This is a genomic window from Soonwooa purpurea, assembly GCF_053891095.1.
Genome location: NZ_JBSSMA010000007.1, coordinates 127805 through 151154, shown reverse-complemented (window position 1 = coordinate 151154; position 23350 = coordinate 127805). Strand labels below are relative to the sequence as shown.

The window sequence follows — 23350 nt, the reverse complement described above, 5'->3', positions numbered from 1 at the left end:
GAGAAAATAAAGTTCTAAATTAATAAAAAAACCACCTTCCAAAATAGGACAAGTGGTTATAGATTTCAAAATAAGTTTGTTGTTATTTATTCAAACTTCTAATATATTTTTCAATAGCCATCGTCATTGAAGGTGCTTCCTTCGTAGGGGCCATAACGTCTACTCTAAAGCCGTGCTCTTCCGCAGAAGCTTGTGTGGTTGTTCCAAAAACCGCGATCTTTTTGTCGCCTTGCTTGTAGTTGGGGAAATTTTGCTTCAAAGACTTTATACCTTGTGGGCTGAAAAACACCAACATATCGTAGTCGTTAATATCAATATCTGTCAAATCACTACACACAGTTCTGTACATAATAGCACGTGTCCATTCTACACCTGCGCTGTCCAATGTTCTTGGGATGTCGTCGTTAAGAACGTCTGAAGAAGGAAGAAGGTATTTTTCTGTACTGTGTTTTTTAAGTAATGGTAAAAGATCAGAGAATGTTTTCTCGCCAAAGCTGATTTTTCGTTTTCTATAGACAATATGTTTTTGCATAAAATTAGCAATTGCCTCTGATTGGCAAATGTAACGCATGCTGTCTGGTACTGTGAAACGCATATCTTGTGCTAGACGAAAATAGTTGTCAATCGCATTTTTACTCGTGAAAATAACACCCGTATATTGAGAAAGGTCAATTTTTTGAGTTCGTAAATCTTTAGCATCTACGCCTTCAATGTGAATAAATGGACGAAAATCAATTTTTATTTTCTCTTTTTTCGCAATTTCCAAATAAGGGGATGATTCTTTTGGAGCTGGCTGCGAAACCAAAATAGACTTAATTTTCATGTGTTTTTGAAGTCTTTTAATAATTAGTTAAAAAGAAATTTCCAAAGCACAACTAGGGGTGCAATTTGGAGGGTGCAAATATACAAAATTTTATAATACCATTCGTTTGGCATTATTTGAGGTTTGTTAAACCAATACAAGAATAATTTTAAAATAAATAAAAATATTCCAGAAATAATTGTGATATAAAGAAATTTTAAGCCGTCAATTGGGAAATAAAAAAATGTAAAAGAGGTGATAATTAGGATTATTGTTCCCAAAAAATAGAACTTATTTGCTAACATATAAAGGTTAACTAACAACTTGTTGTAGCCCAAACTGGTGTAGAAAAAGTAAGTCAGAATACTTTTAGTAGTAAAAAACAAACATATACTTATTAGTGTAAGCCCGAATTTATTTAAAGTATAACCGCCAAGTTGTAAATCCGCGATAAATTGTGGAATAACAGGTAGAAACTGCGAAAGCGTCACACTTACCATTATCGAAAAAGCAACAGAAGTCATCAGCCAAGACAATACAATATTGCTGCTTTCATCTTGTTTCAAAAGCAAAAACTCCTTAATCGTAGCATCGCGATGCAGGAATATAAAACTGAAAATGAAGATAAAAACACAACCTAAAATGCAAAATATAACCCAGTCATGTTGTTCATACAATCTTACCACAGCAGATTTTTTGCAAAAATAAGGAAATAATCAAAGCCAAATACTGCTAATTGATTTTGGTCGCATAAGATTATTGTATGCGTCGAAAATACTATCTTTGCACATTGATTTTTTTTAATGAAGAAACTTGTCATCATCCCAACTTATAACGAGAAAGAAAATATAGCGCGCATCATTGCGGCAGTTATGGCTTTGGAAGGCGATTTTGAAGTTTTGGTTGTGGACGATTCTTCACCAGATGCAACGGCGGATATTGTTAAATCTTTACAAGTGCAATATCTTGATAGATTACATCTTAGTGTTAGAAAAGTTAAAGATGGCTTAGGCAAAGCCTACATACATGGTTTTCGATGGGCATTAGAAAATGGCTACGATTATATCTTTGAGATGGATGCCGATTTCTCACACAATCCAAAGGATTTACCGCATTTATATGAAGCTTGCCTCGAGGCCGATATGACGATAGGTTCGCGTTATAGCAAAGGTGTTAATGTGGTTAATTGGCCAATGTCACGCGTGTTGCTCTCTTATTTTGCGTCAAAATATGTCCGGTTTATTTTAGGAATTCCCGTGCATGATACCACAGCGGGATTTGTTTGTTTTTCAAGACGCGTTTTGGAAGGTATTGGTTTAGATAATGTGAAATTAAAAGGCTATGGCTTTCAGGTAGAAATGAAATTCCGTGCTTTCAAAAAAGGATTCAAAATCAAAGAAGTTCCCATTATTTTCACAGATCGTACCGAAGGCGAAAGCAAAATGAATGGTGGTATTATCAAAGAAGCCATTTTCGGGGTTTTGGATTTAAAATTAAAAAGCATTTTCAATAAGTTATAATCTTATGAAAAAATGGGCGTTTTTTTTATTGTTGACTTTGATGGCTTGTTCTAAATTAATAGATAAGCCCGAAGATATTATTTCTAAAGACAATATGGCGGCTATCATGGCAGACTTTGCCGTTAATGACCAAAGCTATATGGTTAATCATAAAGATAATAAAGAAGGCGAAACCAAATTTATTCTACAAAAGTATAAAGTCTCAGCAAAGACTTTTAACAATAGTTATACATATTACACGGCGACAGGCGAGCTAGACAATATTATTGACCGTGCACAAAAAGTTTTACTTTCTAAAGATCCTAAATTAGAAGCTTATATTAAGAAAAAAGAACAGCCTGTAACGCAACCAGAAAAGACGAATTAGAAGAAATACAATGTCGAAGTTTTTTGAAATCGAAAAAACATCCCAAAGCAAAGCTAGAGCAGGTGTTTTACATACAGATCATGGTGATATTCAGACACCTATTTTCATGCCTGTTGGTACAGTGGCCAGTGTCAAAACAGTACATCAACGCGAATTACGCGACGATATAAAAGCCCAAATTATTTTAGGAAATACATACCACTTGATGTTGCGTCCAGGTATGGAGGTTATGCAACAGGCGGGCGGTCTTCATAAATTCATGAACTGGGAACTTCCGATCTTGACAGATAGCGGCGGTTATCAGGTTTTTTCGCTTTCTAAAAGTAGAAAAATGAACGAAGAAGGTGTTAAATTCAAGTCGCATATCGATGGGAGTTATCATTTTATTTCTCCTGAAAAATCAATGGAAATTCAACGCCAAATAGGCGCAGATATTTTTATGGCTTTTGATGAATGTACGCCTTATCCTTGCGATTATAATCAAGCCAAATTGTCTATGGAGCTGACGCATCGTTGGCTAAAACGTTGTGTGGATTATACCAAAGAGAACGAAGAATTGTACGGACACAAGCAACGTTTGTTTCCAATTGTTCAAGGCTCTACTTATTCGGATTTAAGAAAAATTTCGGCTGAAGTTATTTCAGAAGCTGGAGCCGAAGGTAATGCTATTGGCGGACTTTCTGTTGGGGAACCAGAGGAAGAAATGTATCGTATTACTAACGAAGTTACCGACATACTACCAACCGATAAGCCTCGATATTTAATGGGTGTTGGTACCCCTTGGAATATTTTGGAAAGTATTGGTCTTGGTGTGGATATGATGGATTGCGTTATGCCAACCAGAAATGCACGTAATGCCATGTTGTTCACTTGGCAAGGTGTTATCAATATGAAAAATGAAAAATGGAAAAATGATTTTTCTGTTTTGGACGAATTCGGGACGAGTTTTGTAGATCAAGAATACAGCAAAGCTTATGTTCGACATTTGTTTGTAGCAAAAGAATATTTGGCAAAACAAATTGCATCAATTCATAACTTAGCATTTTATTTAGATTTAGTGAAAGTTGCACGCGAACATATTATTGCGGGTGATTTTTACGAATGGAAAGATTCTGTCATTCCGCAATTGAAACAAAGACTTTAAAACTTCGGTTGGATTTATGAAGATTATTGACAAATATATCATCAAAAAATATTTGGGAACCCTTTTCTTTATGTTAGGGCTTTTGTCGATAATTGTCTTGGTGATTGATGTGCAAAGTAAAACGCCTCGTATTGAGAACAATGGTTTTACGGTGGGTTATTTTTTAGTCAATTTTTATCCATTTTGGATTCTTAACCTTGTCATCACTTTTATGTCCATTTTGGTCTTTATATCGGTGATTTTCTTCACATCGAGACTTGCTAATAATACCGAAATCGTTGCTATTGTCAGTAGTGGTGCTAGTTTTCATAGATTTGCAAAACCATATTTAATAGCGTCGCTTATTATTGCGGGATTTGCGCTGTTGACCAACCATTTTGTTCTGCCTTGGGCTAATATCAAAAAGAATAAACTCGAAGCCTATACTTATAATCAAGTTAATAAAGAAGCGCTTCTGGGTAATACGACGATTGCGACCAATCTTAATCCTTTTGAATATATTTTTATAAATAATTATAACCGAGAGCAAAAAAAAGGTTTTGGCTATATGTATCAAAAATTTGATAAAGACAAAAAGCTGACTTATCAGATTATTGCGAATGATGTTGTGTGGGAACCAAAATCAAAATCATTCTTGTTAACAAGTTATGTAGAACGTTGGCCTCAAAAAGATGACTCAGAAAAAATAGCGAACGGCGAGCAAAAGAAACAAAGTTTTGGCTTGCCTCCCGAAGAACTTTTTCCAGATAAATTGGTGGGACAAAATAAAATGACGCCAGAACTTATCAAGCTTATTGAACGCGAAAAGATAAAAGGGAATAGCAATGTGAACACTTTTTATAACGAGCTCCATCAGAGAACTTCGATGCCTATATCCATTGTTATTTTAACATTTTTAGCACTGTCACTTTCTTCTGAAAAAAAACGTGGCGGTTTGGGAATTAACTTGGCCATTGGTATTGCTTTGGCGTTTGTTTTCGTGTTTTCGTTCCAAGCTTTAAGCGTGGTTTCCGAGAACAAAACCATGTCACCACTTCTTGCGATGTGGTTGCCGAATATCGTGTTTGGGCCAATTGCCATTTATTTGTACCTCAAAAGAGCGAATCAATAATTTTAGTAAAGTAATTCAGCTTGCTTGTGGAAAACACGTTGTAAGCCGTCGTTTTCAAAATCTATCCAAAGATAACCTTCGTCATCGGCCTGCTTTATTATGCCATTTTGTCTTGTGTCGGATTTTACAAACACAGAAATTTCGTTCTTTCTAAATAAATTGTCATTGAACTGTTTCAAAATTTCATTTTTAGAAATACATTTTAAAATTTCATTTTTAAAATAACTATGAAATTCTAGAACGAAGTTTTTTAGGTCAAAAGCTTGTCCAGTCGTTGTTAGGATAGATCCAGCCTTTGGTAGGTCGGCGTAATTTTCTTGTAAAATATTAATACCGATGCCAATAATGTAGTAGTTTTCGTTATTTATTTTTTTCTTCTCGAGAAGAATGCCGCATATTTTTTTTTGATTAATAATAAGATCGTTCGGCCATTTTATTTTGACATCATTTTGGGTCATTTTGGCTATAAAACTACGTGTTATTAACGCGGTATGATAATTGAAGCTCACATCGTCAAGATTGATTATCCCAGCTTTTATAGCGATGGTGTAGGCGAGATTTTGGTCGGCGTGTATGTTCCATACATTTCCGTATTGGCCTCGACCTTTAGTTTGATTAAAACTGTAGAGAGCCAAGATTTCGGGTTTGGTATTTAGAAGTTCCAAAATCGATTCATTGGTTGAGGTAACTTCAGATTTGTATATTAAATCGGTCATTTAAGAAAACTTTAAGACATCCTAAGCTCATAAGACAAAGCTTAAATAGATTAAAATCAATAAATTTGCAGATATATAATTTTTGAATGAGTAAAAATACAGAAAAACAACTATTAGTAGAGAAAATAATAGAAGCAATCCAAGATACAAAAGGCGAAGACGTTTTAGTGTTCGACCTTTCCAATATTGAAAATGCTGTTGCAGAGACGTTCATCATTTGCAGTGGAAGTTCAAACACGCAAGTTTCTTCTATTGCAGGTAATGTTGAAAAAAAAGTCAGAAACGAATTGAAAGATCGTCCTTGGCACGTAGAAGGTAGCGAAAACAATATGTGGGTGTTATTAGATTATGTTTCTGTGGTTGTCCACGTTTTCCAAAAAGAAGTTAGAGAATACTACGATATCGAAACACTTTGGGGTGATGCAAAAGTTACAAGAATAGAAGATGCACAGCCCAACTTCTAAGATATTATTTCCAAATTTTTCAAATTAAATTAAATGAATAACAATAAAGGTTTTAATTGGTTTATTCCCATTATAATTTTGGTGATGGTGCTATTTTTGGTACCTGGTCTTTTCGGAGATTCTAATGCTAAAAATATTGATGAGAATGACTTCTACAAGCTTGTCCAGTCTGGTAAAGTTGGAGAAGTTATGGTGTTTAGAGATTCTTATAAAGCTGAGGTTTTTTTGAATAAAGCCGCAAAATCAGAATTGAAAACCACTGCAAAAAAAGATGAAAATCCATTGTCAATGTTGGACATGAAACCCGGTCCAGACTATTCTTTGACCTATGGAGATCTTAGATATTTTCAAGAAAGATTTAACCAAATCAATGCTGAGGCTCCGTCCGATAAAAAAGCAAAAATGGAATTTGGGACGAGCAAAAGTCCTTTCTCAGATTTATTGGTAACAGCTTTATTCTGGATAGCAATTATGGCGCTTTTCTATTTTTTCTTATTCAGAAGAATGGGCGGCGGTGGCGGTCCAGGAGGACAAATTTTTAGCATTGGAAAATCAAAAGCCAAAGTTTTTGATGATAAAGATAAAATCAATGTGACTTTTAAAGATGTTGCTGGATTAGAAGGTGCCAAAGAAGAAGTACAGGAGGTTGTGGATTTCCTTAAAAATTCTGAAAAATATACCAAACTGGGCGGAAAAATCCCGAAAGGTGTATTGCTTGTTGGTCCTCCAGGAACTGGTAAAACTTTATTGGCAAAAGCCGTTGCAGGTGAAGCCAAAGTGCCTTTCTTTTCGTTGTCTGGTTCGGATTTCGTTGAGATGTTTGTAGGTGTTGGCGCTTCTAGAGTGAGAGATTTGTTTGCTCAGGCTAAAGCAAAATCACCCGCAATTATCTTCATCGATGAGATTGATGCTATTGGCCGCGCAAGAGGGAAAAATAATTTCTCTGGTGGTAATGATGAAAGAGAAAATACACTTAATCAGCTCTTGACAGAAATGGATGGCTTTGGCACAGATACCAATGTTATCGTAATGGCAGCAACCAACCGCGCAGATATTTTGGATAAAGCCTTGATGAGAGCGGGACGTTTTGACAGATCGATTTATGTTGACCTTCCAGAACTTCATGAAAGACGTCAAATTTTTGATGTTCATTTAGCTAAAATCAAATTGGATCCGAGTGTTGACCGAGATTTCCTAGCAAAACAAACACCAGGATTTAGTGGTGCAGATATCGCCAATGTTTGTAACGAAGCCGCACTTATTGCAGCAAGAAATAACCACGAAACGGTAACCAAGCAAGATTTCTTGGATGCAGTTGATAGAATTATCGGCGGTCTTGAGAAGAAAAATATGGCCATCAAACCATCTGAGAAAAAAAGAGTGGCTTACCACGAAGCAGGACATGCAACGATTTCTTGGTTGGTGGAACACGCTTCGCCATTATTAAAAGTAACGATTGTCCCGAGAGGACGTTCTTTGGGGGCAGCCTGGTATCTTCCAGAAGAAAGACAGTTGACAACAACCGAACAGATGTTGGATGAGATGTGTGCAACTTTGGGTGGCCGTGCAGCAGAACAGGTTATTTTTAATAACATTTCTACAGGTGCGTTATCTGATCTTGAAAAAGTTACAAAACGTGCACAAGCGATGGTTACAATCTATGGTTTGAGCGAAAAATTAGGAAATATTTCTTATTACGACAGCTCTGGTCAACAAGAGTATAACTTTGGAAAACCATATTCTGAGCAAACTGCGAAAGTAGTTGACGAAGAGATTTCTACTTTGATAGAAACACAATATCAACGAGCTATCGACATTTTGAGTGCCAATAGAGATAAACTAGAAGCTTTAGCGCAAAAACTATTGGAAAAAGAAGTTATTTTCCGGGAAGATCTTGAAGATATTTTTGGGAAAAGAGCTTGGGATCCTGAATTAACCGAGAAGCCTGTTAGCAATGCAGAAGAACTGCCAGCAACACAGGTTGAAGAAGAAGTTAATACAACCAACGAAACTCCAGAAGTGCAACATTAATTTCTGAGTTTTTAAAATAATTGAATGAATTAATCCTGATTAAATATGCAGATTGTGTTTTAAACAGGATTTTTCATATTTTTTAGTATGTAAAATTTTAAATATTACATTAATTTTTTACATTTGTATTTGTATCAAAATTTTGATAAAAATTGAGTCTTTTTAAGAGAATTGTAAATAAAATACTTAATCAGCCCGAAGAGGACGAAAACTCTAATATTACGAAGTTGGCTGATGAATTGCGCGATGCGGATTTGGACTACAAATTTGCCCAGCTATTCACGCATTCTGGTGGGTATTTTAATTATTGTGCGGACGAGAGCGAAGCACTACAAACTTTAAATCAGATTCTCAAAATCGAAGGCATTCATTCAGTTTTTTGTTGTGACGAACAACTCCAGAAGTTTTTAGATGTTGTGAAAACGACATACACACCACAACTGTTAGAATCCAACGATGCCGCTTTTATCACTTGCGAATATCTTATCGCTTTCGATGGTAGAATAATGTTATCTCACAATAATATCCAGCATTATCACTCGTCACGTTTGCCTGAGAAAATTATTATTATTGCGAATGTTTCCCAGATTGTTAATAATCTAGGGGAAGCCATGATGAAGGTGAAACGTGCCGGAAATCTTAAAAATCTTACGTCAATTAGCGGAAGTAGTTCCAAATTGGATACGCCTAATAAAGACAATACCAAACTTTTCTTACTTTTGCTGGAAGATTAATTTTATAAATTCAAATTTTGGATAAAAATCTCATTCAGCGTTTAATTTCTGGAGCTATCTACGGCTTAGTAATTATTTTGTGCACAACACCTTTGGGCGAATCTTGGTTAAAACCTATTATTCCACAAGTTCAGCAAAAATATTTGTTTTATGGCTTGATGTCTTTCTTTTTATTAGTCGGAGTTTGGGAATGTATACGTATTATGAAATTCGAGAATGGAATTTTCAAATGGTTGGTATTGCCTTTGGTGGTTTTTATTTATTATCAATTTTCAAAACGTTTTTTCTATCACGGTTTTTTCTTTAATTTTAATTTATCAGAGATTTTAGCATTGAGTTTAATTCTCATTGCGTGCATTACCCTGTTCAAATTCCCAAAAGAACTTTATCAAGAAAATGGAAAATTTATTTTCACTGTAATTTATACGGCTTTGCCGTTTGGTTTTGCATTAGGATTACCGAGTTTTAGCACCTTAGATCCCGAGAATAAGCCTTTCACTTTAGAAATTATGATGCTTTTTATTTTAATATGGAGCAGCGATAGTTTCGCCTATTTCACAGGGAAGTTTTTTGGAAAACATAAAATGGCACCCAAAATTAGTCCCAAAAAAACATGGGAAGGTTTTGCTGGTGGCGTATTTTTTACTTTGATTCTTGGTTTTTTCGTTGAGAAATATTTTCCAGAGCTAAGAGGCAATTGGATTATTGTAGGCTTTTTGGTGTCTGTATTTGCACCTTTAGGCGATTTGGTGGAAAGCCAGCTTAAGCGAAGTTTTGGGGTTAAAGATAGCGGCAATATAATTCCAGGACACGGCGGTGTACTAGACAGATTAGACAGTTTTATTATTTGCGCGCCTGTTGTATATTTGTATTTTATTTTAGAAAAATTTATTTAAGAACTTTTAGTTCCAAATACTATGAAACTTCACAAAGAATCTAAAGGCACTTTAACGGTAGCTTTGCTTGCAATCCTTATTATAGGAGGTATTTCTATTTACTTTTTAAAAATCTGGTCGTTGATCATCATCATTCCGTTGTTGGTTATTTTGGGCTTGGTATTTTGGTTTTTCCGCGTACCAAACAGAAATATTCTGGATCATGTCGAAAATGTGATAGCCCCAGTTGACGGGAAAGTGGTTATGATAAAAGAAGTTTTTGAAGACGAAGTTCTTAGAGAAAAGTGTATTCAAGTTTCGATATTTATGTCGCCACTTAACGTTCATATTTGTCGTTATCCAGTTTCTGGTGATGTCACTTACAAAAAGTATCATCCAGGAAAATATTTGGTAGCTTGGCATGAAAAATCTTCTACAGAAAACGAAAGAACGACCGTTGCTGTTAAGTCAGAAACCAATCATCTTGTGGTATTCCGCCAGATTGCGGGTTATGTTGCTAGAAGAATCGTTTTCTATTGTAATATCGAAGATAAAGCCAAAGCAGGACATGAGTTTGGTTTCATAAAATTCGGATCCAGAATGGACGTATTCTTGCCACTCGATACCGAGATTCTTTGTAAAATTGGCGACAAAACCAAAGGCGGTCTTGACGTTATTGCAAGATTGAGAGATTGATTATTTAAAATATTATATTTAAAAAATAATATAAAACACCACTTTGAAAATCCAAAGTGGTGTTTTGTTGATATGAAGTGAAAATTTATTTTAACTGCTCAAAACTACGTTTGATAAAATCAGTAAGGTCTTTACCTTTTAAGAGGTTTTGAGAGAGTTTTGCAAGATCTAAGGCTTGCTGGATTTTTGCGTTTTTAGCGTCAGAGTTTTCTGTTTTTAAAATGTCAGAAGCAAGATGGCTATTGGCATTAACCACGAGATTGTACATCTCTGGAAAGTTTCCAAACATCGATGGTCCACCCATTTGTTGCATATCTTTCATACGGCGCATAAATTCTGGCTGCGTTATGCTAAACGGCGCATCTTCGCTATCCAAATCTTCTAATTGCACTGTGTAAGTTTGCGAATTAACAGCTTCTTCAATAGATTTCTTGAGATTTTCTTTTTCGCCATCATTTAATTTTGAAATGATCGGCTCGTCTTTTTCGATTAATTTATTAATATGATCCGCATCCACTCTTGCCAACGAAATATTCTCTTTTGAGCTTTCTATTTTTTGAATTAAATGCGGAACCAATGGAGAATCTAATAACAATACTTCATAATCTTTGGCTTTTGCTGTTTGAATGTATGCGTCTTGCAAATCTGTATTGGAAGCATAAAGAATAACCCTTTTTCCGTTTTTGTCGGTTTGTTTATCCTTGATATTTTCGATGAGTTCGTCCCAAAGTAGATACTTGCCATCCGTTGTTGGATATAGCATAAACTTATCCGATTTTTCATAAAACTTATCTTCTGTAACCATTCCGTATTCGATAACAACTTTGATGTCGTTCCATTTTTGTTCGTAATCTTCACGATTATCACGGATAAGTTCCACCATCTTGTCCCCAACTTTTTTGGTGATATAAGATGAGATTTTCTTAACAGCACCATCTGCTTGAAGATAGGATCTTGATACATTCAACGGAATGTCTGGAGAATCAATGACGCCTCTCAATAACATCAAGAAATCGGGAACAATTCCTTTAACTTCATCGGTTACGAAAACTTGATTTTGGTATAACTGAATTTTATCTTTTTCGATATTAAGATTGTTCGACAGTTTTGGGAAGAACAATATGCCCGTCAAATTGAAAGGATAATCAACATTAAGATGGATATTGAACAATGGCTCTTCGAATTGCATTGGATACAACTCGCTGTAGAACTTTTTATAATCTTCATCCGTTAAGGAAGATGGGCTTTTGGTCCATGCTGGATTGGGATTGTTAATGATGTCGTCAACTTCTACAGTTTCTGGTTTAGCATCTTCAGCAGCATCTTCAGGCAAAGCTACAGTTTCAGTTTTTGTACCGAATTTAATTGGAATTTGGTTGAAACGATTGTATTTTAAAAGCAACTCACGGATTTTGAAATCATCCAAAAACTCTGTTGAATCTTCAGCAATATGAAGAATAATTTCTGTTCCGCGGTCTGTTTTGTCGGTTTGTTCTAATGTAAATTCTGGGCTTCCATCACAAGTCCAATGTACGGCAGGCTCGTCTTTGAAAGATTTGGTGAAAATTTCTACTTTATCAGCAACCATAAAAGCAGAATAAAAACCGAGTCCAAAATGTCCAATAATTCCAGCGTCTTTCGCAGCGTCTTTATATTTTTCTAAGAATTCTTCTGCACCAGAAAAAGCCACTTGGTTGATGTATTTTTCCACTTCCTCAGCTGTCATCCCAAGACCTTGATCTTTTATGCTAATAGTTTTTGCATCCTTATCAATTTTAACTTCAATCTTTGGATTGCCATATTCTACTTTGGCTTCACCAATGTTAATAAGATGCTTTAGTTTGGTTGTAGCGTCTGTTGCGTTAGAAATAAGTTCTCGTAGAAATATTTCGTGATCGCTATAAAGAAATTTTTTAATAAGTGGGAAAATGTTTTCCACAGATACATTAATCTTTCCTGTTGACATAATTGTGTTTATTTTATGAGTTAATTTTTTTGAAGTTGTAAAACAAAAAATTTTGAGTTGAGTCAAACGGTGTGGTATGGTCTTCTGTAAAACATTCGACTTTTTCGAAATGGTTTTTCAAAAGATGTTGCATGCTATTTTCACTATATTGTGTGATGTCTAGCCCACTACATTTTAATGGACCATTGGTAGAAAAAGTTCCAATAATTAGATTGCCTTTGAGGTTGTTCTTTAGCAAATTAATATAAGTCTGTATATCTTTTTCTGTTGTTAAAAAATGAAAAGTTGCTCGGTCGTGCCAGATGTCATAAGTTTCTGTTGGCTGAAATTGTTTGATGTCTGAAACTATCCATTTTATTTTTGAAGCATCTTTTCCCAAATTTTTTTTAGCATTTTCGATGGCCGTTTTGGAAATGTTAAGGACAGTAATGTCTTGATATCCTAATTCTAAAAGTCTTTTCACAAAATTTCCATCGCCGCCACCGACATCAATTATTTTTGAATTCTTATCAGCATTAATCGACTGGATGAGTTGTAATGAACTTGTATATTCATCTTGTGTCCAACTCATTTGATCTGGTGTTTTGTTTTCATAGACCTTCTCCCAATGTTGTTGACTCATATCTTTTGTTTGGGTTTAAAAACTCAAAAAAAATACCATCCAAGATAAAGTGACAATTTGTCTTTTGAATGCTAAGAATCTCTAAAATGGGTGCGCCCCGACGTAGGCGGAACTCCTTTTGCGAGAGGCTATGCCGAGCAAAAGAGTGGGAGACGAAGGCGGAAATGGCGCCCTAGAAAAAAGGACTCTAAAAATTTTAGAATCCTTCTTTAATATAATAGTGAAAAATTTAATCTAATGCGATGTTAACGACTTCACTCATTTGGGAAACATAGTTAACTTTTAGATTTTTGAGATAGTCTTTGTTGATTTCTTCAACATCTTTTCGGTTGGCTTCGCAAAGGATGACTTCTTTGATCCCCGCACGTGTAGCAGCCAGCAATTTCTCTTTGATACCGCCAACAGGAAGCACTTTTCCCCGAAGTGTAATCTCGCCCGTCATGGCCAAATGAGGTTTTACAGCTTTGTTTTTGTAACTCGAAATCATTGATGTTAACATGGCGATCCCCGCAGAAGGGCCATCTTTTGGCGTAGCGCCTTCTGGTACGTGTACGTGGATGTTTTTAGTTTCTAAATCTTCCAGACTGATGCCCAGTTCTTCGTAATGCGCTTTGATGTATTCCAGAGCAATTGTGGCGGACTCTTTCATCACATTCCCAAGATTACCAGTCATGGTTAATGTGCCTTTACCTTTCGATAAAATACTTTCGATAAACAAGATATCGCCACCAACGCTGGTCCATGCCAAGCCCGTTACGACACCTGGAACATTGCTGACTTCTGATAAAGTGCTTGGTCGTGGAACGCCCAGTATATCGTCAATTTTTTCTATAGAAATTTTGGGATCATAATCGTTCTCCATAGCGATTTGTAATGCTACCCAACGCGCGATGGAAGCGATACGTTTTTCCAAAGTTCTTACGCCACTTTCTGATGTATGCGCATCGATGATATGTTTTATTTCCGCGTTTCCAAGTTTAAACGATTTTGCATCTAAACCAGTTTCCGAAATTTGTTTTTTTATTAAATGACGTTTTGCGATTTCGATCTTTTCTTCTAAAGTATAGCCAGCAATGCTGATAAGCTCCATACGGTCTAGCAAAGGACGCTGGATTTCGCTGAGATTATTAGCTGTAGCAATAAACATCACTTTGGATAAGTCGTAACCCATTTCTAAGAAATTATCATAGAAATTGCTGTTTTGTTCTGGATCCAAAACTTCAAGCATTGCAGAACTCGGATCGCCATGCATGCCTTTTCCTAGTTTGTCGATTTCATCTAAAATAATTACAGGGTTTGACGTTCCAGATTTTTTGATAGATTGAAGAATTCGTCCCGCCATGGCACCGATGTAGGTTTTGCGATGGCCACGTATTTCGGACTCGTCATGAAGGCCGCCCAAAGATACACGAACGTATTTTCTTCCCAATGCATCAGCAATAGATTTCCCTAAAGAGGTTTTGCCGACTCCCGGAGGACCAGAAAGACAAAGTATCGGCGATTTCATATCGCTTTTAAGTTTGAGAACAGCGATGTGTTCCAAAATTCTTTTTTTAATATCTTCTAATCCGAAATGTTCTTTATCTAAAATTTTCTCAGCTTTTTTAAGGTCAAAAACATCTTTGGAATAATTCTGCCAAGGTAAATCTGTGAAGAAATCAAGATAATTTCTTTGTACATTGTAATCTGGTGAATTAGGATGTTGACGTTGCAGACGCTGCAATTCTTTTTGGAAATGCGTTTCTACTTCGGCAGGCCATTTCAGTTTGGTTGCTTTTTTCTTAAATTCGTCAACGTCAGAATCTGGACCACCTCCTAATTCCTCCTGAATGGTACGGATTTGCTGATTTAAAAAATATTCACGTTGTTGCTTGTCAAGATCACGTGATGTTTTTTGATGAATTTGATTTTTTAACTCCAATAAACGGAAATCCTCATGCATCATTTCATACAGAAGCTCAGCGCGTTTGCCCAAACTTTTTTCCTCAAGAAGATTTTGTTTGCGATTATATGAAAAGTTGCCATTGGCCGCGATGAAGTTTAATAAATCTTCGTTTTCTGGAATGTTGCTAAGCGCAAATCCTGCAGCATTTGGAATATTGGGATCTAGTTCAATAATTTTTCCTGCAAGATCTTTGATGTTCTCCATCAAAGCTGAAAATTCTTCTTTATTGCGCGTTTTGGTGTCTTTTAGCATCGTAATTTCAGCGGAAAGATACGCGTTATGATCAAGGAAGTTTTTAACCTTGAATCTTGCAACGCCTCGTGTAATGGCTGTAATATTACCTTCTGGTAGTTTGATGATTTTAATAATCTTAGACAAAGTCCCGATGCTGTATAGATCCTTTTCCTTTGGATTATCTTCGTTAGGATTTTTTTGTGCAATAATCCCGATTAACTGGTTGTTTTTTTGTGCATCTTCCAGAAGTTTTTTAGACTTTTCGCGTCCTGCAGTTATGGGCGTTACAACTTTTGGAAACATCACCATATTGCGAACGGGCAAGATGGGGTAACTTGGTTGTTCAAAATCCTTTTCTTCTGGCTCAGAAAGATTGATTTCTTCGGCAACGATTCCAAATCCATCTTCTAAAATGGCGTCAATATTTATATCTTCGAATTCTGTCATAATGTATAGGAATGACAAATTGTCATTTGATTTAAGTTTAAAAATGTTTTCTAGAATTAAATTGCAGAAAACAAGCGTTTTATAAGTTGTGGCTTTAGAATTCTCAATTCTTATGCCATACGAAATTTTGTCATGAAAAAGAAAAATCCCCTGAAAAATCAGAGGACTTGAATTGTAGTATTTTTTAATTTTAAGAAAGCATTCTTTGTGCTTTTTTCACAGCTTCCACCAATTTGTCTATATCTTCAAAAGTATTGTAAATGGCAAAACTCGCACGGACAGTTCCTGCGATATCAAAATAAGCCATAATAGGTTGTGTGCAATGATGACCCGTTCTCACGGCAACTCCCATTTTGTCAAGGATCATTCCAACATCAGATGCAATGCCAACGCCTTCCAAATTAAATGAAATGGCACCTGCACGATTGGCTTTTTGAGCATAAATTTTTAATCCTTCAATCTCTGAAAGATGTCTTGTCGCATATTCCATCAAAGCATGTTCGTGTTGCTGGATGTTGTCCAATCTAATATTTTCCATGAAATCTATAGCGGCTCCCAAAGCAATATTGCCACCGACATTTGGTGTTCCTGCTTCGAATTTAAATGGCAAGTCGGCGTAAGTTGTTTTTTCAAAACTGCAAGTCGCAATCATCTCGCCACCGCCGTGGAAGGGGTGTAATTGTTTAAGAGATTCCTGTTTTCCGTAAAGAATGCCCGTCCCCATCGGCGCATACATTTTGTGACCTGAAAATACTAAGAAGTCACAATCCATTTTTTGAACATCTAGTTTTAAATGTGGTGAAGATTGTGCAGCGTCTATCATCACAAAAGCATTCGATAATTGACGTGTTTTAGCAATAATCCCATCAATAGGATTTATAACGCCCAACGCATTAGATATTTGGTTAACCGAAACAATTTTTGTCTTTTCGTTAAGCCAAGTGTTCAAAACATCAGTTTGCAAAATACCTTGGTCGTCCATAGGAATCACACGAAGCTTCGCGCCAGTTCTTTCACAAAGCATTTGCCACGGAACGATATTCGAATGGTGCTCAAGATACGAAATGATGATTTCATCGTCTTTTTTAATCAAATTCGTAATGGCGTAGGCGATAAGATTGATGCCTTCGGTGGTGCCTTTGGTAAAAATGATTTCGTAATCGTGTTTGGCATTAATGAATTTCTGTACCTTTTTTCGCGCCAATTCCATTTCTTCTGTTGCCAATTGGCTTAAAGTATGGATGCCGCGATGTACGTTCGCATTAATTGTTTTATAATAGTTTTCCCAAGTTTCTATAACAGAAATCGGCTTTTGTGATGAAGCGGCGTTGTCCAGATAGACAAGGGGTTTTCCGTTGATTTCTTGAGCCAAAATTGGGAACTGTGTACGTATATTTTGAATGTCTAGCATTTTGTTTATTTAGAATGTTTCAAAGTTACGGCAAATATTATTAATGAACTTAAAATTGGTTTTAAATCATATTTAAAAATAGTAATAGAAAATTGGTTTACATTTGTTTGGAAAGCTATTTGATGCATCAAAACTATGACAGATTCTGAGAAAAAAATACAACTTCGTAACTATAAAATGCTTGCCACAGGATTATTTATTTTGATGGCGATAACATTTGTAATCATGACTTATGTTCAAAAAACGAATCCCTCACATTGGGTAGGTTACATTCGGGCGTTCTCGGAAGCAGCTATGGTTGGGGCTTTGGCAGATTGGTTTGCGGTTACAGCTTTGTTTCATCATCCGATGGGTGTAAAAATTCCACATACCAATCTTATTGAAAGAAGTAAAGAAAAAATTGGGGACAATCTTGGCAATTTTGTAGTTGATAATTTTCTAGCGCCAGAAAATATTCGGCCTTATATTTTGAAATTAAAAATATCGGGATTTGTTGGTGAATGGATTGGGAAAGAGAAAAATCAAAACCTATTTGTGAACGAAGCTTCCAATATGGCTTTGGATATTTTGTTGAAATTGGATGACAAAGAAGTTGTTGATTTTGTGTCACGAAAACTTCAAGAAATGACTGGGAATATTAAAGTCAATAAGTTTCTTGGAAATGGGCTCGAGTATTTAATAGAGAAAAATGATCATCAGCAATTGATGACAAATCTGAGTGGTCAAATAAAAAATTATATTCTTGAAAATCAGCAAATGGTCGAAGAACGTGTCGAAAAAGAAAGTTATTTTTTTGTTCCTAAATCTGTTGATAAACGAATTTCCGAAAAAATTGTATCGGGTTTGAGCCATTATTTTGAAGAAATAGAACAAGACGCTAATCATCCTTTGCGTAAAGAAATTACTTCGAAACTCTTGGTTTTTGCAGACGAAATTAAAACAGAAGTTAAGTGGGAAAACGAATTTAAGACAATAAAAAATGAGTTTTTGAATGCTGATAAACTTAATGAGTATGCGGCCGATATTTGGTTCTCTATAAAAGAAACCTTGAAAACCGAATTGATGGAAGAAAATTCGGCACTTAAAAAATATATATTTAAAAACCTTAATGAACTTTCGACCAATCTTCAAAATGATGAAGGCCTTCAGAAGAAAATTGACCATTGGATACGTGTGACAGCTTACAAATATATTTTGAAAAATACCAAAGAAGCCGGTAATCTTATCTCCAGCACAGTCGGAAATTGGGAAGGTAAAGAGCTTAGTCGAAAACTAGAATTGGAAGTGGGGAAAGATCTTCAGTTTATCAGGATTAACGGGACAATTGTTGGTGGATTAGTCGGGTTAATCATTTATAGCATTGCCCAATTTTTATAATGACATCTCTTGGTTTAATAATAACAAAGGATCAATATATTCTCGGTCATTACTAAGTCGTGGCACTTTATTTTGGCCACCCAATTTACCACGATTTGCCATCCATTGATAGAACAATTTAGGTTTAGCCACATGAACAACAGGTCGTTTTAGCGTGATGTTGTTGTAGCGTTTTGCTTCGTAGTCGGAGTTTAGTGTTTTTAGCGTTTCATCAAAAATATTGACAAAGCTGTCCAGACATTCGGGTTTTGATGTAAATTCAAAAATCCATTCGTGAGCGCCAGTTTCTTTATCTGTCATGAAAACTGGGGCACCTGTAAAATCTGATACAAAAGCATTGGTTTCGCGACAGGCCTTAGCAATCGCAAACTCCACATTATCAATCATTAATTCTTCTCCAAAAGCATTGATGTAATGTTTGGTTCTTCCAGAAATTTTAATTCTGAATGGACTTAGGGAAGTGAATTTAACGGTATCGCCAATCATGTAACGCCAAAGTCCACCATTGGTCGTAATCACCATGGCGTAACTTTTTCCGAGTTCTACTTCGGAAAGCGGAATAGCCTTTTGTTGGCTTGTTCCAAAAGTGTCCATCGGGATAAATTCATAGAAAATTCCATAGTCCAACATCAGCAACATCTCGTCGCTGTCAGAACGATCTTGGATGCCGAAAAAGCCTTCGGACGCATTGTAGATTTCGTAGTAACGAATTTTGTTTCCTGTGATTTGGTTGTATTGATCGCGGTAAGGTTTAAAACTAATTCCGCCATGGAAAAATACTTCCAAGTTAGGCCAAAGGTCAGTAATTAATTCTTTATTGGATTCTTGAAGAACGCGGCGTAGCAATACCATCATCCAACTTGGGACACCAGTTAAACTGCCAACATCTTGTTTTGTAACCTCTTCGACAATTGCTTTTAGTTTGCTTTCCCACTCGGACATCAAAGACACTTTTTTACTAGGCGTATTGATGATTTCTACCCAAAAAGGAAGGTTCTCAATTAATATTGCAGAAAGGTCACCGAATTTGGTGTTAAAATTTTCATACATCTCTGCACTGCCGCCGAGTCTTAGGTTTTTATGCTGAAATAAGCCGCTATCTGGATGATTATTAACGTAAATAGAAATTAAATCCTTTCCCGCTTTGTAGTGGCATTCTTCTAAGCTTTCATCAGAAATGGGAATGAATTTGCTTTTCGCATTGGTTGTTCCCGAAGATTTTGCGAAATGTCGAATTTGCCCTGGCCAGATAATGTCTTTCATCCCTTGACGGGATTTTTCTATATAAGGCTCATAATCTTCATAGGTAACAATCGGAACATTATTTTGGAAATCTCTATAGCTGGAGATATCTTTGAAGCCGTGGCATTTTCCATAGACTGTGTTTTCCGCATGAAAAAGTTGTGAAAACAAAACACCTTCTTGGGTTTCGATAGGATGGTCTATGAAATTGGTGATTTGGTCTATTCGTTGTCGAATAAACCAATTGACTACAGTGTTGAACAATGCCTTGGTTGCCATGTCAACAAATATAATAATTTTGAATAGATTGTGCTAAGTTGTTTTGCCAATTTTTAAGTTTTAAAAACAAAAAAACCTAAAGCTAATGCTCTAGGTTTTATAAATATTGTTATGCAAATATTATTCTGCTGCTTCAGAAGTTTCTTCGTCATCATCATCTTGCGCTGCAGATGCGCCAGCTTTCATTGCATTTCTAGACATCTTAACAGCTACGATAACTGCGTTGTCTGGGTGCATGAAAGTGTAATTATCGTTTTTCAATGCGCCAACATAAAGTTTGTTACCGATTCTAAGAGGCGTAACGTCAACAACGATTTCGTCTGGTAAGTTAGCTGGGATAGCTTTAACTTTTAACTTACGGTAAGTTTGTCTTAATACACCACCAGCAACAACACCTTTAGAACGACCTGTAATTCTTACAGGAACTTCCATGATAACTGGCTTGTCAGCAGATAATTGATAGAAGTCAACGTGTAAGATTTTGTCAGTAATTGGGTGGAACTGGATGTCCTGAAGTACAGCAGCAATTGTTTGACCATCAACCTCAATAGATACCGTGTGTGCTTCAGGAGTATATACTAAGTTTTTGAATGATTTCTCTTCAGTAGAGAAGTTCAAAGTCTCAGCACCTCCATAAACAACACAAGGGACTAATTCAGCATCACGCAAAGCTTTAGTAGACTTTTTGCCCACGTTTTCTCTTTTTGTACCTTGAATTGTAATAGATTTCATTTTAAAAATGTTTAAATTTTAAGTGTGCAAATATACAGAAAAATTTTGTTCTGTAAAATTTAATTTATATGATAAACTTATCGCTTATAGAATGATGTTCATGCACGCTCTTCATAACGTCAGCAAAAAGAGGCGCACAAGTCAATACTTTTATTTTTGGAGATAGCCCTTCTTTGATAGGGATAGAGTCTGTTACGATAACTTCAGAAATTTTAGAATTTTGAATATTATCGTATGCTTTTCCTGATAATACAGGGTGTGTTGCAATAGCTCTTACAGATTTTGCACCTTTTTCCACAAGAATGTCAGCTGCTTTACACAATGTTCCTGCTGTGTCTATCATATCATCGATAAGAATAACATTTTTGTTAGTAACATCGCCAATCAAAAGCATCTCCTCAACAACATTGGCTTTTTTTCTTTCTTTATAGCAGATTACAACTTCTGCACCCAAGTGGCTTGCATAATTTTTTGCTCTTTTGGCGCCTCCCATGTCTGGTGAGGCAATTGTTAAATCTTCAAGATTAAGTTGTTGGATATAATCAACAAAAATAGTTGAAGCATAAAGATGATCTACTGGAATTTCGAAGAAACCTTGTATCTGATCCGCATGTAGATCCATTGTCATAATTCTTGTAGCGCCTGCGGCAGTAAGAAGATTGGCCACTAGTTTTGCTCCAATTGGTGCTCTTGGCTTGTCTTTTCTGTCTTGTCTTGCAAGCCCATAATAAGGAAGTACAACAGTAATGTTTTTGGCAGAAGCTCTTTTCGCTGCGTCAATCATTAAAAGTAATTCTAAAAGATTATCTGCAGGGGGGAAAGTTGACCCGATTAAAAATACACGTCCACCTCTGACAGATTGTTCTAAAATAGGTTCGAATTCTCCATCACTAAAATCTTGGATAATGATTTTCCCTAATTCTTGGCCGTAGTTTTCAGCAATTTTTTCAGCTAAAACTCTACTTGTTCTAGTTGAAAATAGATAGCTGGGTTGTTGATCTAGCATTTTACTTTTTATTTTGTGCAAATTTAATAAAAAATAAACCACTCGAAATTCAAGTGGTTTATTTTTATAAAGAATAATTGGTGTTTCTTTAATTAAGGAAATGTTACGCCAGAATACTTGTTGACATCTACCATTGGTAAAGTTGATTTGTATTTGGTGTTTATGGCTTTCATGAATTCGTTGGCTACGATGGCGTAACCTCTACCTGTTAGGTGGACACCGTCCAATGAGAATGCGCCTCCTGTCACATAAGTTGCGGTATATTTTACACCATTCCATTGGATGCCAGATTTTTGCGCAAGTTCTTTCATTTTTGCATTGGCATCTACAAATGCATAGCCGTTAGCAGTAGCAGCAGCTTTTATCGTTTCGTTATAACTGGCAATCGCTGAGTTTACCTCTGTAACTTCTGTACTTGTCAAAACATATCTGTCAGCAAATGGATAGGCAATACCTCTTGCGCCTAATTCAGCAGGAACACCAGGAGGTAAAGTTTCTATTGTTCCAATTGCTGCTTTTGCTGTTAATGGGACAAGGTCGCCCTTTTTGGCTTGTCTCGCTTGTCCATAGGTTGCACCTAGGTAATTTGCTAGTGCGGCTAAAGTTGGATTGCCAGAATTAGCTGCAGCAAAAGTAATAGCTTGTTTTAGGTCTGTGAGGCTTTCGTCTTTTATTAAAAGTGGATTAGCTGCTGTTTTGCTTAATAATTGAATTCTGTCTCCAGCACCAACCGCTTTTAGAATTTGGGTTAATGGTCCGTAAAGATTTGCATTCAATTGATCGATAGTTGCATTCCCTATAGTCGCATTGCCTTGTCCTAAAACTGCTGCAGTTAAAGGATTGTAAGGTACAGTTGTAAGGTTAGGGATAGTTGTGACATCTGGGATGTTTGCAATAACGCCTTTTGCTTTTGTTGTTGCAATTTGGCTAACCAATAAGTTGTAATATGTTTTGAACTGGTCGGTCGGTGTTAGTGTTTCTAAGTTGCTGTCAGCTCCAGCCAATGCATATAATAAAGCGTCGTTGTTTCCGATCCACAAAGAAAAGAATGTCGGTTTTTGGGATAAGAAGTCGCCGATAACAGATGCTTCTGGAGTAGATGCAAATCTTACAAAATAGGGGTTGGCGGTTGTTCCAATACCAGAAGGGTTTCCGTAACCAGGAGCTAATAGGTGTGCTACTTTTGCACCAGGAACCCCCATGTTATTGAAATTGCCTGTTAATTTGTTAAGAACATTAGTTGTTGGTTTGTTGTCGTTAGCGTTTTTAATATCAGGCACACCATTAACCATTGCGCTAATGTATTGTTTTGTATCCGCTATTTTGTTAGGTCCCAATAAAAGACCACCATTATTATCAGCCATTAATGGTTGTAAGAATTCGCCGCCACCAGCTAATTTCATTTGTTGGGCAAGCATCGATGGATAAGATTCGTTTTGACCATCTATATAGAGTGCGTTGTCTCTGTAGCCAGATGTTAACGAGTTTCCTAAAGCAACATATCTGGTAAAATCTACTTCTCCGTTGGTTACTTTTATATCTGTTACATCGTTGTCGAAATCTGTATTACAACTTTGTGTTACAAATAAAGCTGAAATGCTAAATATTGAAAATAATATCTTTTTCATA

The 23350-nt window shown here is 36.1% G+C and carries 21 protein-coding genes; 10 read left to right on the top strand and 11 right to left on the bottom strand.

Annotated elements, in window-relative coordinates:
* Positions 1–82: 82 nt before the first annotated feature.
* Complete coding sequence (locus ACVFVN_RS08660) at positions 83–823, bottom strand: uroporphyrinogen-III synthase (protein WP_456234957.1); 741 nt, start codon at positions 821–823, stop codon at positions 83–85.
* A 23-nt stretch (positions 824–846) separates the two neighbouring features.
* Positions 847–1488: a DUF4271 domain-containing protein gene (locus ACVFVN_RS08655; RefSeq protein ID WP_228455838.1), complete on the bottom strand. Its 642-nt coding sequence runs from the start codon at positions 1486–1488 to the stop codon at positions 847–849.
* A 117-nt stretch (positions 1489–1605) separates the two neighbouring features.
* On the opposite strand from ACVFVN_RS08655, the gene ACVFVN_RS08650 reads away from it, so the two are divergent.
* Genes ACVFVN_RS08650 through ACVFVN_RS08635 form a run of 4 tightly spaced genes read left to right on the top strand, consistent with a single transcriptional unit; the run spans position 1606 to position 4944 of the window.
* A complete protein-coding gene (locus tag ACVFVN_RS08650) occupies positions 1606–2322 on the top strand; it encodes a polyprenol monophosphomannose synthase (RefSeq protein WP_456234956.1) in 717 nt (238 codons plus the stop codon).
* 4 nt (positions 2323–2326) lie between these two features.
* Positions 2327–2689: a DUF4296 domain-containing protein gene (locus tag ACVFVN_RS08645; protein WP_456234955.1), complete on the top strand. Its 363-nt coding sequence runs from the start codon at positions 2327–2329 to the stop codon at positions 2687–2689.
* Between the two features lie 10 nt (positions 2690–2699).
* Entirely contained in the window at positions 2700–3833 is a 1134-nt protein-coding gene (gene tgt, locus ACVFVN_RS08640) for a tRNA guanosine(34) transglycosylase Tgt (RefSeq protein ID WP_456234954.1), read from the top strand.
* 16 nt (positions 3834–3849) lie between these two features.
* The gene (locus ACVFVN_RS08635) at positions 3850–4944 is read left to right on the top strand and encodes an LptF/LptG family permease (RefSeq protein WP_165134719.1); all 1095 of its coding nucleotides are present in this window, start codon (positions 3850–3852) and stop codon (positions 4942–4944) included.
* Between the two features lie 2 nt (positions 4945–4946).
* Here ACVFVN_RS08635 and ACVFVN_RS08630 read toward each other — a convergent pair whose 3' ends face one another.
* Positions 4947–5660 carry a biotin--[acetyl-CoA-carboxylase] ligase gene (locus ACVFVN_RS08630; protein ID WP_456234953.1) on the bottom strand — a complete coding sequence of 238 codons (714 nt, stop codon included), beginning with the start codon at positions 5658–5660 and terminating at the stop codon, positions 4947–4949.
* 86 nt (positions 5661–5746) lie between these two features.
* Here ACVFVN_RS08630 and rsfS point away from each other — a divergent pair, with 86 nt between their 5' ends.
* The 5 genes from rsfS (at position 5747) to ACVFVN_RS08605 (ending at position 10460) form a co-directional block, all read left to right on the top strand.
* The gene (gene rsfS, locus ACVFVN_RS08625) at positions 5747–6124 is read left to right on the top strand and encodes a ribosome silencing factor (protein ID WP_165134714.1); all 378 of its coding nucleotides are present in this window, start codon (positions 5747–5749) and stop codon (positions 6122–6124) included.
* A 33-nt stretch (positions 6125–6157) separates the two neighbouring features.
* The gene (gene ftsH / locus ACVFVN_RS08620; RefSeq protein WP_456234952.1) at positions 6158–8155 is read left to right on the top strand and encodes an ATP-dependent zinc metalloprotease FtsH; all 1998 of its coding nucleotides are present in this window, start codon (positions 6158–6160) and stop codon (positions 8153–8155) included.
* A 152-nt stretch (positions 8156–8307) separates the two neighbouring features.
* The gene (locus tag ACVFVN_RS08615; protein ID WP_456234951.1) at positions 8308–8889 is read left to right on the top strand and encodes an LUD domain-containing protein; all 582 of its coding nucleotides are present in this window, start codon (positions 8308–8310) and stop codon (positions 8887–8889) included.
* Positions 8890–8906: 17 nt separating this feature from the next.
* Complete coding sequence (locus ACVFVN_RS08610) at positions 8907–9785, top strand: phosphatidate cytidylyltransferase (protein WP_456234950.1); 879 nt, start codon at positions 8907–8909, stop codon at positions 9783–9785.
* 21 nt (positions 9786–9806) lie between these two features.
* Entirely contained in the window at positions 9807–10460 is a 654-nt protein-coding gene (locus ACVFVN_RS08605) for a phosphatidylserine decarboxylase family protein (protein ID WP_165134702.1), read from the top strand.
* Positions 10461–10545: 85 nt separating this feature from the next.
* On the opposite strand, the gene htpG is transcribed toward ACVFVN_RS08605, so the two are convergent.
* The 4 genes from htpG to ACVFVN_RS08585 form a co-directional block, all read right to left on the bottom strand.
* Positions 10546–12426, bottom strand: a complete 1881-nt coding sequence (gene htpG / locus ACVFVN_RS08600; RefSeq protein WP_456234949.1) for a molecular chaperone HtpG — start codon at positions 12424–12426, stop codon at positions 10546–10548.
* Between the two features lie 13 nt (positions 12427–12439).
* Entirely contained in the window at positions 12440–13048 is a 609-nt protein-coding gene (locus ACVFVN_RS08595) for a class I SAM-dependent methyltransferase (RefSeq protein ID WP_456234948.1), read from the bottom strand.
* A 229-nt stretch (positions 13049–13277) separates the two neighbouring features.
* On the bottom strand, positions 13278–15674 hold the full coding sequence (lon, locus tag ACVFVN_RS08590; RefSeq protein WP_165134693.1) for an endopeptidase La: 2397 nt from the start codon (positions 15672–15674) through the stop codon (positions 13278–13280).
* Between the two features lie 190 nt (positions 15675–15864).
* On the bottom strand, positions 15865–17085 hold the full coding sequence (locus ACVFVN_RS08585) for an aminotransferase class V-fold PLP-dependent enzyme (RefSeq protein ID WP_456234947.1): 1221 nt from the start codon (positions 17083–17085) through the stop codon (positions 15865–15867).
* A 135-nt stretch (positions 17086–17220) separates the two neighbouring features.
* Here ACVFVN_RS08585 and ACVFVN_RS08580 point away from each other — a divergent pair, with 135 nt between their 5' ends.
* Positions 17221–18462 carry a DUF445 domain-containing protein gene (locus tag ACVFVN_RS08580; RefSeq protein ID WP_456234946.1) on the top strand — a complete coding sequence of 414 codons (1242 nt, stop codon included), beginning with the start codon at positions 17221–17223 and terminating at the stop codon, positions 18460–18462.
* Here ACVFVN_RS08580 and ACVFVN_RS08575 read toward each other — a convergent pair.
* The 4 genes from ACVFVN_RS08575 to ACVFVN_RS08560 all read right to left on the bottom strand — a co-directional run bounded on the left by ACVFVN_RS08575 (position 18457) and on the right by ACVFVN_RS08560 (position 23349).
* Positions 18457–19983: a GH3 auxin-responsive promoter family protein gene (locus ACVFVN_RS08575; RefSeq protein ID WP_456234945.1), complete on the bottom strand. Its 1527-nt coding sequence runs from the start codon at positions 19981–19983 to the stop codon at positions 18457–18459. The two genes, ACVFVN_RS08580 and ACVFVN_RS08575, sit on opposite strands and share 6 nt — an antisense overlap.
* A 120-nt stretch (positions 19984–20103) precedes the next feature.
* A complete protein-coding gene (locus tag ACVFVN_RS08570) occupies positions 20104–20715 on the bottom strand; it encodes a 50S ribosomal protein L25/general stress protein Ctc (protein ID WP_456234944.1) in 612 nt (203 codons plus the stop codon).
* 64 nt (positions 20716–20779) lie between these two features.
* Complete coding sequence (locus ACVFVN_RS08565; protein ID WP_456234943.1) at positions 20780–21721, bottom strand: ribose-phosphate pyrophosphokinase; 942 nt, start codon at positions 21719–21721, stop codon at positions 20780–20782.
* 92 nt (positions 21722–21813) lie between these two features.
* Positions 21814–23349 (bottom strand): SGNH/GDSL hydrolase family protein, encoded by a 1536-nt coding sequence (locus tag ACVFVN_RS08560; protein WP_456234942.1) that lies wholly within the window; start codon positions 23347–23349, stop codon positions 21814–21816.
* Position 23350: the final 1 nt, after the last annotated feature.

What these genes read in the sequence shown, in the direction of transcription:
- ACVFVN_RS08660 (WP_456234957.1), bottom strand. Translation starts at nt 823, where the DNA reads ATGAAAATTAAGTCTATTTTGGTTTCGCAGCCAGCTCCAAAAGAATCA.
- ACVFVN_RS08650 (WP_456234956.1), top strand. Translation starts at nt 1,606, where the DNA reads ATGAAGAAACTTGTCATCATCCCAACTTATAACGAGAAAGAAAATATA.
- ACVFVN_RS08645 (WP_456234955.1), top strand. Translation starts at nt 2,327, where the DNA reads ATGAAAAAATGGGCGTTTTTTTTATTGTTGACTTTGATGGCTTGTTCT.
- tgt (WP_456234954.1), top strand. Translation starts at nt 2,700, where the DNA reads ATGTCGAAGTTTTTTGAAATCGAAAAAACATCCCAAAGCAAAGCTAGA.
- ACVFVN_RS08635 (WP_165134719.1), top strand. Translation starts at nt 3,850, where the DNA reads ATGAAGATTATTGACAAATATATCATCAAAAAATATTTGGGAACCCTT.
- ACVFVN_RS08630 (WP_456234953.1), bottom strand. Translation starts at nt 5,660, where the DNA reads ATGACCGATTTAATATACAAATCTGAAGTTACCTCAACCAATGAATCG.
- rsfS (WP_165134714.1), top strand. Translation starts at nt 5,747, where the DNA reads ATGAGTAAAAATACAGAAAAACAACTATTAGTAGAGAAAATAATAGAA.
- ftsH (WP_456234952.1), top strand. Translation starts at nt 6,158, where the DNA reads ATGAATAACAATAAAGGTTTTAATTGGTTTATTCCCATTATAATTTTG.
- ACVFVN_RS08605 (WP_165134702.1), top strand. Translation starts at nt 9,807, where the DNA reads ATGAAACTTCACAAAGAATCTAAAGGCACTTTAACGGTAGCTTTGCTT.
- htpG (WP_456234949.1), bottom strand. Translation starts at nt 12,426, where the DNA reads ATGTCAACAGGAAAGATTAATGTATCTGTGGAAAACATTTTCCCACTT.
- ACVFVN_RS08595 (WP_456234948.1), bottom strand. Translation starts at nt 13,048, where the DNA reads ATGAGTCAACAACATTGGGAGAAGGTCTATGAAAACAAAACACCAGAT.
- lon (WP_165134693.1), bottom strand. Translation starts at nt 15,674, where the DNA reads ATGACAGAATTCGAAGATATAAATATTGACGCCATTTTAGAAGATGGA.
- ACVFVN_RS08585 (WP_456234947.1), bottom strand. Translation starts at nt 17,085, where the DNA reads ATGCTAGACATTCAAAATATACGTACACAGTTCCCAATTTTGGCTCAA.
- ACVFVN_RS08580 (WP_456234946.1), top strand. Translation starts at nt 17,221, where the DNA reads ATGACAGATTCTGAGAAAAAAATACAACTTCGTAACTATAAAATGCTT.
- ACVFVN_RS08575 (WP_456234945.1), bottom strand. Translation starts at nt 19,983, where the DNA reads ATGGCAACCAAGGCATTGTTCAACACTGTAGTCAATTGGTTTATTCGA.
- ACVFVN_RS08570 (WP_456234944.1), bottom strand. Translation starts at nt 20,715, where the DNA reads ATGAAATCTATTACAATTCAAGGTACAAAAAGAGAAAACGTGGGCAAA.
- ACVFVN_RS08565 (WP_456234943.1), bottom strand. Translation starts at nt 21,721, where the DNA reads ATGCTAGATCAACAACCCAGCTATCTATTTTCAACTAGAACAAGTAGA.
- ACVFVN_RS08560 (WP_456234942.1), bottom strand. Translation starts at nt 23,349, where the DNA reads ATGAAAAAGATATTATTTTCAATATTTAGCATTTCAGCTTTATTTGTA.